This is a genomic window from Nocardia barduliensis (genome assembly GCF_013315795.1).
In the GTDB taxonomy this organism is placed as follows: Bacteria; Actinomycetota; Actinomycetes; order Mycobacteriales; family Mycobacteriaceae; genus Nocardia; species Nocardia barduliensis.
Genome location: NZ_JABLTE010000057.1, coordinates 38,332 through 50,260, shown reverse-complemented (window position 1 = coordinate 50,260; position 11,929 = coordinate 38,332). Strand labels below are relative to the sequence as shown.

Here is an 11,929-nt window from a genome sequence, read left to right as displayed (position 1 = left end):
GCCCCACCTCGAACACATCGGCGCAGACCCAGGTGGCCTCCGGAACCAGCTTCATCCCGACCGCCACGAACTCGGGATCCGATTCCACGCATACGATTTCGCGCGCGGGCAGCCCACGAGCCTGCTCGAGGGGGTTGCGGCAGGCGAAGGCGAGCGCGCCGATCCCGGCGCACAGGTCGATCACCCGATTGCCGACCACGTCCAGGGACATGCAGTCGGCCAGATCCGTCGGAGTGAAGAACGTGCCCTCGACGGGGCGGGCCTGGCTGGCCGACTCCTGATAGTGGGCCAGGACGAAGCGTTTTTCCTCCTCGTCCAGGTCGCGGCGTAGACCGGCCAACCCGAGCGCTTCGCGATGCGCGGTGGCCTCGGCACGAGTGAGTCTGCCCATGAGAGATCAACCTCCGAACACAGGAAAGACGCCGCACCCGAGCCGGGTCCGGCGAAAAGGGGAATGGACGAGGAAACGGAGCCGGCCCTGACCGGAATGCGCTCAGGAGGCGGGCCGAAGTTCAGGTCCGCGCGGTGGGTGGCGCGGACTCGCCGGTGCGTGCAGGATCTCGAATTCACGCAGGGCCCACCCAGGGGCCGCACGCAGTTCGCGGCTGTCGATCTCCACGCCGGTGTCGGTGATCCGGGCGCGCCGCCAGAGGGTCGGGGAGCACACCAGGACCTGCTGCACGGCGCCGATGCCGTGGCCGTAGGTGTAGGCGCGGTCCAGGCGTATGACCGCGCCGACCGTCCGGCGGGCGGTGGCGAGGGCGCGGTGGTGGCGCAGCGCGTCGGCCCGCCACTGGCAGGCGTCGGGATGGTCGGTGGGGGTGAGCGCGTCGAGCACGCGGCGGGTGACGCCGTGGTGATCGCCGGGGCCTTCGGTCTCGTGCAGGTGCTTGACGACGATCTCGGAGACACCGCCGCGGTGGTGGCGCTGGTAGAGCAGCACGTGCGCAGACACCGTCACCGGTGTGGTGATGTCGGCGATCGCGGCGTAGAGGGCATAGGACCAGCCGCCGTGGCGGCGGCCGGTGCCCAGCGCGGCGCGGCAGTGCGCGACCAGCAGGTGCCCGGTGGGCAGGTTCTGGCGCAGGTTGTCCAGTACGAAGCGGTGGGTGTCGGTATCGACCGGCACCCGGAACCCGGTCGAACCCATGCGATCTCCTCGCAAGTGGGCGCCCGCGGGCGCGGGGTGGTCAGGAGTGTCTGGGATGACGTCGCTCAGCCGTTGTTCGGCGGCGTCGACGAGGTCGGCGAGCAACGAGTCGATGCCGTCGCTCGTGCGCGATGCCACCGGGGTCAGCGGTTGTCGTCGCCGAGGTACAGGGCGTGCTCCTCCTCGACCTCGCCGCGGTTGAGGACTGCACGCAGTTGCCGGACCCGGGCGGGACCGAGGTTGTGGGCGATGCGCATTCCTGGCGATGCCGGGCAGGCCGCAGCGGATCCGGGCTGCTCGACCGAGAGGGATTCGAGCCAGGTCAGGACTGCCCGCAGATCGGTGAGGGTGACGACGGTGATGCCCTCGACCTGGTCGAGATCGTCGGTGTTCTCCGGTGTCGCGGTCACGACGTAGCGGAATTCGGTGCGCGCTGCCGCCGCGACAACGGTGGCGATGGTGTCCGGCGGGCCAGCGGCGCGCAGGCGGCCGTCGAGGCCGAGTTCGGCGAGAAACAGGACGTGGTCGAGCAGCCCGCGCCAGGGCGGGTCGACGGCGAGCTGGTGGACGGTGACCGCGACCGCCAGATCGTGGTGGGGCCCGTGGCCGGTGCCGCCGACGCGGTAGAGGCGAAACTCCTCGCCCGGATATTCGGCGTCGCTGTTGACCAGCCCGGCACGAACCCGATGCCGGGTCTCGGGCGGGACGGGGTGCGCGGCCACGGAGGCTGCGACCGTGTCCAGCGCGGTGGTGGGAGTGGCGGCGAGCAGGGCCAGTTCGGTGCCGCCGTGGCGGGTGAGATTCGCTGTCCAGGCGAAGGTGTCGGTCACGCGGGTTCTCCGTTCGGTCGGTCCGGGGCGTCGTCGCCGGGAAACGGTTCGGTGGGCAGATCACCGGCGAGCAGGTAGATGTCGCGGGGTGAGGCGAGCGGGGTGACGTCGTGGTCGGCGATGAGGTGGTTGCCGGGGTTGGAGGTTGGGGAGGTGATCGGCCCAGGCACGGCGTAGGTGTTGCGGCCCAGCCGCTGCGCCCACGTGATCGACACCTCGCTCCAGCACCGCCAATCGGCCTCGACCAGGACGGTGGCGCGGGTGAGCGCGGCCAGTAACCGGTGGGCCGCCCCGACACGCTGCGGGCGCGGCTGGGTCCCCGGCGGGTATTCGCTGACCAGCACACCGGTGCCAGGTCGCGCAGAGCGCAGGTGGTGGTTGTGGTGGCGGTAGGCCAGGTCGGTGCCGCACGCCAGCACCGTCAGCGTCGGCACCGGGACGTGGTGGGCGGTGGACAGGGCGAGGGCGGGGACACCGGGACCGCCGGTCGCGGCGACAGCCATGCCGCGGGCGGTGACCTCGGCGGCAATCGCGGTGGTGACCTCGATCCCATAGCCGGTCGGGCGCGGTGTCCCGGCGACCGCGACAGCGTCCTCGGCGATCTCGGACAGCCGGGCGGTGCCGGACACCCACAACGCGAGGGGACCGACGAAGTGTTCGGGTCCCCACCCGGGTGCGTGCAGCGCGGCCAGATGCGCGGACGGCCATTCATCGTCGTCGGGGGTGATCAGTCGGCCCCCGCCCGCGTAGTGCACCACCAGCTCGGCGGTCGCGCGGTCGGGATCGGCGCGGGCCAGCACTGCCGGATCCACCTCGGCCCCGGCGGTGCCGGTGGCCAGCGCGGTCGCCGCGTCCTCGACACCGAGCCTGTCGATCAACTGCCACACCGTTTTCGAGGGTCCGCGCGCGGCGCGCGAGAGCAGCGCCCACGCCAGCCGCCGGGGCTCACGCACTGCTCCGAACGGGCAGTGATCAGTGCTGTTCATGAGCGAATTCCGTTCTGCTGGTAATTGATCGGCCTGGTCGATCGGGGCGGTACTGCCGTGGCGCCTCGGCGCCCGGGTGGCGGGTGTTATTCGCCGAAGGCGTTGAGGGGGCGGCCCGAGCGCCAGTTGGTCCAGGCGTCGGCGATGTTGGGGCGAGACCCGCCCGCGGCCACGAGCACGGCGTAGGCGTGGGCGTGGGCGAAATCGACCGCGTCACCGGACCCGATCCCGGCCGCGTCACACCAGCCGCGCACATACCCGAGAGCCTCGGCGCACAGCCACCACGCTGTCCGGTTCCGTAACGCGGCGTCGCATTCCTCGAATCCCGGCACCCGCTCGACCGGGGACGGGGCGGGAGCGAGGTTGGCGGTGAGGTCGCCGGTGAGCCGCCACGCGACCCACGCTTCCGCCAGGCCGGGGACGAAAACGTTGTCCTTGGTGAGGGATTCGGTGACGCGGTCGGCGTAGGCGGACGCGAACGCCTGGGCGGTGGAGGCTTCGGGGGTGCCGGAGTGTTGGATGTGCAGTGCACCCCAGACGAAGCCTTCGGCACGCGCGCGATCGTTGTCGATCCGGGCGCGGATGTCGGTGTCGGTGGCGGGCGAGTGGGCAGAGGCGGGTGTGGACATGGGGGTGGCTCCTTCGAACGAACGACAACGCCGCTCTCGTCGGGAGAGGGTGGCGGCGGGTTGACTGGGGCGAGGGTGGACCTCGACGCACCCGGCAGGTCAGTTCGGTGACCACGAACCAACCGACCGGCACCGGGGAGTCGCCAGTGGGTGTGGGTGCGTGGTGGCCTGGAACTATGGTCTGCCGAATCCGTGCAGGTGCAGGGCTTCGACGATGTCGTGGGTGCTGGGATGGTCGGCGCCGCGCAGGTCGGCGATGGTCGCCGCGACCGCGAGGGTCCGGTCGGCGCCGCGGCGGGTGATCCGGCCCTCCCGTAGTGCTGCCTCGAGGGGAGCGGCCTCGGTCCGTGACAACGGAAAGTGTTGGCGCAGAAGCGATGAGGGGACGCGGGCGTTGGTGGTGTAGCCGTGCTCGCGCCACCGGGCCGCTGCCGCCGTACGGGCCGCGGTGACCCGGCGGCGCACCTCGGCGCTGGTTTCGCGGGAGTCGGCCCCGAACCCGCCACGGTCGTCGGGGTTGTCGCGGATGGTGATGTCGACGCGTTCGGCCAGGACCCGGTGCAGCCGCTCCCGGTGGCGGCGCTTGGCCGCTGGCGGGCAGGCACACGCGCTATCGCGGGCCGCGTGGCACAGGCATTCGGCCGAGGTCAGTACCGCGAGGGTGTCGCAGGGCAGCCGCAGCAGGTTGTCGCGGTTGGCGACGACGACCTCACCGTCGTCCAGCGGTGCCCGCAGCGCGTCGAGCGTGCGCTGGTGCAGGTCGGGATAGGACTCCAGGTGCAGCACGCCGAGGTGGGCGCGGGCCAGTGCGCCGGGACGTGCGGAGGCGGCGCCGCCCAGCAGTGCACGGGCACTCGAGGAATGATGGACTTCGACGTAGGGGCGGGCGGTGATCGAGGCGAGCGGCCCTTCGGGCAGGGTGCCGGCCAGCGACGCGATCGCCCGGACCTCCAGCGACTCGGATTCGGTCAGCCGCGGCAGTAGTCCGGGCAGGCGTTGGGCGAGCGCGCCGAGCCCGGCGGCCGGTGGCCCGATCAGGCGCAGGTGGTGGCCCCCGGCGGCGGCGACCTCGAGTGCCCATCGCGCCCGGTAGTGACCACGCACGTCGCTGAGGTCCACGCCGGTGAATTCCGGTGGTGCCGGGACGGCGGCGGGGACGGCCAGGGGGTGGTCGGCCCCGCCGAGCCAGGCCAGCACAGCGCCGAGATGATCGGCGCCGAGAATGGTCATCCCCGGCACGACGGCGGCCTCGGCCAGGCTTTCGCGCGGCACGATCACGAGGGTGCGTCCGTGGTCGCGGGCGGCCAGGACCGCGGGCAGGATCCCGCGCACGGGCCGCAGACGGCCATCGGGGGCGAGTTCGCCGAGCAGCACGACCCCATCGAGGCGCGGTGCGGGGATCGTGGCGGGGGCGGTGGCGGCGAGTACCGCGACCGCCAGTGCGAGGTCGTGCATACCCTCGATGCCCGAGCCGACCGGCGGCGAGATCCTGAGAGTCACCCGGGCCTGCGGCCACCCCCAGCCGCAGCTGGCGACCGCGGCGCGGACCCGGTCGATGCACGCGTGCGGCAGGTCCTCGGAGGGACCGGTCACGGTGAGCGAGGGCAGTCCCGGCGTGATCTCGGCCGCGACCTCGCGCAGGTGCCCGGTGAGTCCGCGCACGATCACCGAACAGGCCACCGCGCCCATCACCGACCTCCCTCATGTGGGGGGTCGACGGACAGGGGCAGACGACGGGTCGATACCGCGGCGTGACGGACAGGAGTGGAGGGCATGGTGGTCTCCGATCTCGGTGCGGGACATGGACGGGAAGCCGCAGGAGGGCAGGCCGGCAGGGGATCGGTCGAATGACGGCCGAACGGGTTGGCGGCGTTGCCGCTGTCGCCGGATGCTGTTGTGTGACAGCGGGATTGCGCGAGCCACAGCGGGATCGTGGGGCGGTCGTTGGCCCGGTGTGTGGCCCGGCAGGGGTGTCGGCGGGTCAGGCGGCGGGCAGGTAGGTGCGGGCCTCGACCAGGACACGGACCTGGTTGTGGACCTCCTCGGGCCAGCACACCGGCCCGGTGATCGCGAACTCGGTCACCGGGAGTTCGACCGGGTTACCGTGCACGCGCCCGGCCGGGCGGCGACGCGCGCGCAGACGCACTACACCCGGTTCGGTGATGGGCTCGGGCGGGGTGGCGAACCAGTGCGAAGGGTGCGCCCACACCGCGTCGTATTCGATGCCGTCGATGCTCCAGGACCAGTGCTCGGCCTGCAGGCCACGGTGGTAGTCGAGTTTCGTCTTCCCGCCCTTGCGTTTCGGGCGCGGCGGCAGGCTGTTGGCGTCGAGGTCGGCGAAGATGTCGGGGAACCGTTCGTGGGCCTGGGCCTCGGTCATGACGGCGGTGATCTCGTGGAAGCGCATCGTGTCATCGGTGGTGATCCACCGATGACCGGTCATCTTCGCCGCGATGGTATGCACTGCCAACGGGGACAGGGAAAAGTTCACCACCGACACCGATTTCGGATTCACCCGCGTGATCTGACGCCACGTCGCCCCGCGGGCGCGCACGAAGTCCCCGACCGTGAAATCGTCACGGCCCCAGCCGGGAGTCAAGCCTTGGTCGATCTGGGTTTGGCGGACCTGTTTCCAGTAGGCGATGTCCCGCTCGCGCTGGGTCATTCGGCCCAGCACGCGCTCCCGGTATTCGCCGGTCGCCGGGCCGGTGGTTTCGGTCTGATAGACGTTGCCGTCGCTGTCGAGGAACCGGCGGGTGTGCCCGTCGAGGGCGCGTTGATCGCCACGCTGCTCGGCCTCGAGGATATCGATCCGGTTGGCCACCGTCCGCGGGGAATTCCGGTGCTCGGTGGTGTGGGCGGCGGCCTCGGCGCGATGGTGGGCGCGGGTGGCGTCGCGGTCGGCTTCGACCGAGCGGCCCCACGCCTTCCACGACTTGTCGATGGCGTTGCGGTGGCGGCGTTCGGAATGGTGCCCGATCTTGACAGGCTCTCCGAACGGGGGCAAGGCGTTGTGGGCGCGCTGATGCGCGGCTTCCGCGGCGGCGGCTTCCGCGTCTTTGCGGGATGCCTTGTTCTGCAACGCATCGACTCGGTCAGCCTGTCGCAGGGCGCGGTCGGTCTCGGCGTCCTCGGTGGCGCGCACGCTGCGGTCGATGTCCACCTCGACGGTGTATCCGGCCTCACGCAACTTCTCGGCGGCGTAGTCGATGTGGTACTGCTTGGGCTGGCGATCGCGCGAGGACACCACGATCCAACACTGAAGGCTCCTGGCCCACCGCCAATGCCCAATCGCGTCGCGCACCGCGCACATCACCTCGTAGGTGCCATCACCGCGGTCGGTCCCTTCCAACAGGGTGCCCTCTTCGGCGGTATGGGAAATCGTGAGTGCCGACAAGAGCGCCACCTCCTTCCAAGAGTTGTCGACATGCGCATCTACGCATGTGTGAGGGTTGGGTTCGTTCGGCCGTTTTCTGTAGCCGCGGGTCAGTCGCGGCGGGGTGAGCTTTCGGGCAGCTGATAGTCGCGGGGGCCGGTGCGGGTCAGTTCGTCGCGGGTGAAGTCGTCGACGGGTGCGCCGATCCACTCCGCGGTCAGGCCGGGGAAGGTGGCCTCGCCGAGCAACCACGACTCGAGAGTGTCGCCGACCTCGAACAACCTGCCCGTCACGCGGTCGTCGACGCACAGCCGCGCGGCGTCACCGCAGCGCACGCGGATCAACGACAGTCCGGTCGCTTCCTCGATCGCGGCGAACAGGCCACCGATCCGCTCAGCGCTGACCGAGACCAGCGGTGCCGGGCCCAGACGTGTGGTGAACGCCTCGGGATCGGTGAACGCGCGCAGTTCGGCGGTGAGTTCGCGGCGGCGTCCGGCGATGACGGCGAACACCACATCGCCGAGCGAGTCACCGACACTTGAGTTCCGGATCGCGGCGCGCACCTTGGGGAGTTCGGTGCGGGTGAGGCTGCCGCCGACCATCGCCAGCAGATCCGCCACCGAGATCACCGCCGCCCCGGGCGCGGCACTCGCGCGCGCGGGCTCGACAGCGGTGACCGACGGCGGTTCGATCTCGGTGTCGTCGTCGCATCCGCCGACCTCGAGATAGGCGCCGGTGAGAAGGTCGTCGTCGCCGACCTCCACCAGAGTGAGGCCCCCTTCGTCGATACCGACGAAACCGGAGGTATCCAAACCCGACACCCATGCACGTAGTTCCGGGACGGAGATCATGAGCTTCCTGCCTTTGCTGTTGTCGGAACAGAGTTCGTCGATTCGGCGACCGGGTCGCTCGGCAGCGTCGACCGCGGCGAGTCAGAGGAGGCGACGCGACCGGGATCTGTGCTGGCGATGTTGGAACGGCGTCGCCGCGGCGGTGTTCGCCGGAGCCGCTGCGGGCAGTGCGTGCCCTCTTCATGTCATGGGCTGTCAGAGACGACCCGTGATGAGGTGGAGCAGGCCGTTGGCGATCTCCACAATGTGTTCGAGGTGGAAATGGATTGCCGCGGCCGTCGAGAGTCCACTGTCGGGGAACAGTATTTCGGTGAATCCGGTGGTCACGGCGACGCTTTCCTGCCCACCGCTGCAGTTGCGCAACATGAGCGTGAAGCCGGGAAGCTGCGGTGTGTTGTCGTGGTCGACGAGCATTTCGAGCGGAGGGTCGCCGGTGAGAACGTCGGCATTGCGAGCGGCGTCGAGCAGTGCCACCAGGTCGCTGGCGGGCTGCTCGTCGTGACTGCACGGGATGTTGCCCGCGATCCGATCCCTTTCCGCCGCAATCCAGCCCGCGAACGCGGCCTCGTCCAGAGCAAACGGGCACGGATCGTGATGGCCGATGACGAAGGCGGTGTCGGGAGAACCGCCCGCCGGCGCGTCGGCGGGCTCGTCGTCGCTGAGCAGCTCGTGTGCACGAGCCAGCAGATCCTTCTGATACGTACCGAGGACGTCGTGGGGATCCCCGGTAGCGGCCCACAGCTCTGCGGCGGTCGCTACCAGGCACTCGATATCCTCGGTGGTGAACCAGGTCCTGATCGGGTACATGGGCGGTCCCTTTCTGCTCTGCTGTGGCGATATCCGTGCTCGGCCGCCACACCAGCGGTGATCCGAGCGACGGTGCCGACACGGAGGGATGACGCAGCGACACCACCGGTCCGGTCAGTGGACCGCTGCGTGATCCGCACGGCGGGACGGCAGGACGGTCGGCGCGGGCCGAAACTGTCGTGGCCGCAACCGGAGTGGGTCATGCCGCAGGGCTGGTGCCATGCGCCCGGCGGTGGCGGCGGGTTGTGACTCGCACCCATGCATGGCCATGCCCGCGCTTGGTGACGCTGGCAGAGGCGTTGCGAACAACGATTCTTGGGCCGGGCCGCGTGGCGATAGTTGGCTATCCAGGGACGTGGGCTGCGGGCTGGCCCGGTTATCGATTGGTTTGTGGGCCAGTGGGCCGCGGACATCCGACGCCGTTGTCGCGACGCGACTGCGGTTCAGGAGTTTCCTTCGTCGAGTTCTCGACGTAGCAGTCAGATCGGCTGATACGTTGAGCGCGTGGACCAAAGGGCCGATCCACTGAGCGCAGAGGATCCGGTGACCAGCCGGGAGCAGGACGCTGTTCGGATCCTGTTGTTGCTCGACAGCGCGGGCGAACCAGTGGACGACACCGAGCGGAGGATTCCCGGGCTGAGCACCGCGGTGTGTGTTGTCCGCACGACGGTGCGGTTGCTGAAGCTCGACTTCTGGCTGCGCAACCCCGACTACCTTGCAGACGAGCTGCTCAACGACTACGAGAGCAGTCGCGAGGAGCCGCTGCTCGCCATGGCCGCGTCGATCTTGGAGTCCGAGGAACCCGAGGTGCGTCGATACCCCATGCTGCGCAACAAGTTCGGCGCGTGGGAGAACATCGACAACGCGATGGCGGTTCTACGCGGTGCGGGCCTTGCCGCCCGCAAACGCAGCGGCACGATCGAGCGGGTGCGTCAAAGCGATTTCTACCTCCTCGACGAAGGCAGGCGGGTGGCCCGCGAGATCGTCGCCGACGAGCCGGTCTTCCAGTACTACGTCGACCGGGTCGACTTGGTGGTGAGACTCGCGGATGGTCTCGGCGGAACGCAGTTGAAGAACCGCCAGTACTTGCAGCGCGAGTATGCCGATACACCACTGCACGAGCACATCTCGACGGTGGCACCGCGGGCACGTGCCCGCTTGGCGGCGCTGCAAGCCGACTTGGCCGATTCGCGTGAGGCTGTGGACACTACGCAAGGAGAACGACGATGACCGGGCTTGTGGGCGACGACCAGCACGCCCTGTTCACCGGTAAAGATGCGAGCACCGTGGCAGATGGGGGCGCGCAGGAGCCGCCGGTGTCCGGTGAAGCGTTGCTGGATACGCGAATCGCAGACCGGGCCAAGGTCACCGCGGAACAGGTACGGGACGTGTTCGCCACCTACGGGTGGCCTTTGGTGTTCACCCCGGCCCGCCCGCGGTCGCTGCGCCTGGTACGCCTGCGGTTGGAGGGAGTCCGCGCGGGCAAGGTCGCACCCGGCGCGTTCGATACGACATTTGATTTCACCACGGGCCTGACGGCTCTGGTCGCGTCCAACTTCCGGGGTAAGACCAGTGTCCTGGAGCTGATCACATGGTGCCTGCGCGGGACACCGCGGCGGGAATTGCAGAGCGGCGTCCGGGGCTGGCTGAATCACCTCGACCTGGACATCACCGTCGCCGGACAGTCGATGGGTTTCCGCTTGGACATCACCGACGGGGCGATCTCGTCCGCGACCGTCCTCACCGCACCCAGCGCGTCCGTCCTTGCTCATGCCCGGGAACCGGACCCCGCACAGAAAGTGACTGTCCTGCTCCAGGCGACCGGCGAACAGAGCTACGCCGAGCAGGTGGCCAACCTGATGTTGGACCGGCTCGACCTGTCTCAGATTGTCAGCACGCTAAACGAGACCAGCACGCAGACCCACGGATGGCCAGCCTATTTTGCCGCGATGTACCTGGGCTCAGCCAGCACGAAGATCCTGCTGGGAGACCATCCGATGTCCGGCTTGGCGGGCAGGCTGCTTCAGGTCTTCTTGGACCTCCCCGCAGCCGCAGCGCTCACCCGGGTCAGGACCGCCCGCGATGTCCGCCGTAACGAGGCACAAGCCCGCCAAGCCGAGTGGGAACGCGAAGCGGCCCAGCGTCTAGAAGAGCGCACGCGCATCGAGGCCGAACTGGTGACCGCACGCGCACGACTGGCCGAGCTCACCGCCGCCGCCGGGCACAGCGGATCCCTCACGGAACTCGCACGAAAAGCCGCGCACCTGGCCGGGCAGGTCGCCGACGCCCGAGCGGTCGACGACGACGCCCGGCGCGCCGAGCAGAGCACGAAAACCGACCGTCAGCGGGCAGCCAAGCGCCTGGCCGACGTCCGCGAGAGCAAGGTCGCCAGAGCGCTGTTCCAGGGACTGGACCCTGACGCCTGCCCGCGGTGCGATCAGGCCATTACGACCGACCGCAGGCACAGGGAGCACCACTCCCACGCCTGCGCCGTGTGCGACCGCCCGGTCGACACCGACGACGCCGAGGCGATGGAGATCATCGCAGAGGCAGAGGTCCGCTTGAACGCGGCTGCGGAAGCCGAAGACCAGGTGAGAGCCCACGCGGAGTCCACGCGTACTCGGCTCAGGGCCCTCACCGCGGAGTTGGCTACCGCAGACGAACTTCTCCGATCTGCGCGGTCGGCCACCGCGCTGCCCGAGGTGATGCAAGCCCAGCAGGCAGTCTGGCGCCTCGAAGGCGCGTTGGAAGTCCTGCCGGCTTCGTCCCCGCCGGGCGGGGACGAAGCCGACAACGAGACGGTGACTCTGCGGGTGCTGGACACGGCGGTGAAGATCCTCGACGCCGACAACAAGAACGCCGCGGACGCGCTGTTCAACGACTTGGGGCGAGAGGTCGTCGACCTGTCCCGTCGGTTCGGCATGCTCTCGCTCGAGAACGTGCGCATCGACCGCGGTGCTCGGATGAAGGTCACCAAGGACGGGGGCGGCGAGGACTGGTTCAGCGATTGCGATTCCGGTGCCCGCCTGCGCCTGCGCATCGCATTGGTCATCGCCCTGCTGCGCGTCGGGGCTGCCTATGGCGTCTCGACCCACCCGGGACTGGTCATGATCGACAGCCCCAAAGCCGAGGAGGTTCAAGACCTCGACGCAACTGTCCTGTTCCGCGAACTCGCGGCGGTCGCTGAAGAACAGGGCATTCAGGTCGTGATCACAACCCGCGACTACGACCTTGTCCACACTGTCCTCGACGCCAAGCACACCATCGAAGCTGACGAGAACGAGCCGCTGTGGTGACCAG

The 11,929-nt window shown here is 69.4% G+C and carries 11 protein-coding genes; 2 read left to right on the top strand and 9 right to left on the bottom strand.

Annotated features, from left to right (window positions below):
- The 9 genes from HOV91_RS23330 to HOV91_RS23290 form a co-directional block, all read right to left on the bottom strand.
- The coding region (locus tag HOV91_RS23330; protein WP_498072315.1) for a class I SAM-dependent methyltransferase at positions 1 to 391 on the bottom strand (391 nt) is incomplete at its 3' end.
- Between the two features lie 102 nt (positions 392 to 493).
- Positions 494 to 1,288, bottom strand: a complete 795-nt coding sequence (locus tag HOV91_RS23325; protein WP_043735723.1) for a hypothetical protein — start codon at positions 1,286 to 1,288, stop codon at positions 494 to 496.
- Positions 1,289 to 1,293: 5 nt separating this feature from the next.
- A complete protein-coding gene (locus HOV91_RS23320) occupies positions 1,294 to 1,980 on the bottom strand; it encodes a magnesium chelatase domain-containing protein (RefSeq protein ID WP_174187532.1) in 687 nt (228 codons plus the stop codon).
- Positions 1,977 to 2,966, bottom strand: a complete 990-nt coding sequence (locus HOV91_RS23315; protein WP_051047210.1) for a DNA-processing protein DprA — start codon at positions 2,964 to 2,966, stop codon at positions 1,977 to 1,979. The genes HOV91_RS23320 and HOV91_RS23315 overlap by 4 nt, the downstream gene beginning before the upstream one ends.
- 86 nt (positions 2,967 to 3,052) lie before the next feature.
- On the bottom strand, positions 3,053 to 3,595 hold the full coding sequence (locus HOV91_RS23310) for a hypothetical protein (RefSeq protein WP_043736033.1): 543 nt from the start codon (positions 3,593 to 3,595) through the stop codon (positions 3,053 to 3,055).
- 174 nt (positions 3,596 to 3,769) lie between these two features.
- Complete coding sequence (locus tag HOV91_RS23305; protein ID WP_043736035.1) at positions 3,770 to 5,284, bottom strand: ATP-binding protein; 1,515 nt, start codon at positions 5,282 to 5,284, stop codon at positions 3,770 to 3,772.
- Positions 5,285 to 5,576: 292 nt separating this feature from the next.
- Positions 5,577 to 6,992, bottom strand: coding sequence for a DUF3560 domain-containing protein (locus tag HOV91_RS23300; protein WP_083887951.1), 1,416 nt, complete (start codon positions 6,990 to 6,992; stop codon positions 5,577 to 5,579).
- 89 nt (positions 6,993 to 7,081) lie between these two features.
- Positions 7,082 to 7,822, bottom strand: coding sequence for a hypothetical protein (locus HOV91_RS23295; protein WP_043736038.1), 741 nt, complete (start codon positions 7,820 to 7,822; stop codon positions 7,082 to 7,084).
- 195 nt (positions 7,823 to 8,017) lie between these two features.
- On the bottom strand, positions 8,018 to 8,629 hold the full coding sequence (locus HOV91_RS23290) for a hypothetical protein (RefSeq protein WP_043736040.1): 612 nt from the start codon (positions 8,627 to 8,629) through the stop codon (positions 8,018 to 8,020).
- Positions 8,630 to 9,133: 504 nt separating this feature from the next.
- Here HOV91_RS23290 and HOV91_RS23285 point away from each other — a divergent pair.
- Entirely contained in the window at positions 9,134 to 9,859 is a 726-nt protein-coding gene (locus HOV91_RS23285) for a hypothetical protein (RefSeq protein ID WP_217441043.1), read from the top strand.
- Complete coding sequence (locus tag HOV91_RS23280) at positions 9,856 to 11,925, top strand: ATP-binding protein (RefSeq protein WP_043736042.1); 2,070 nt, start codon at positions 9,856 to 9,858, stop codon at positions 11,923 to 11,925. Before HOV91_RS23285 ends, HOV91_RS23280 begins: the two co-directional genes overlap by 4 nt.
- The last annotated feature ends 4 nt before the right edge of the window (positions 11,926 to 11,929 follow it).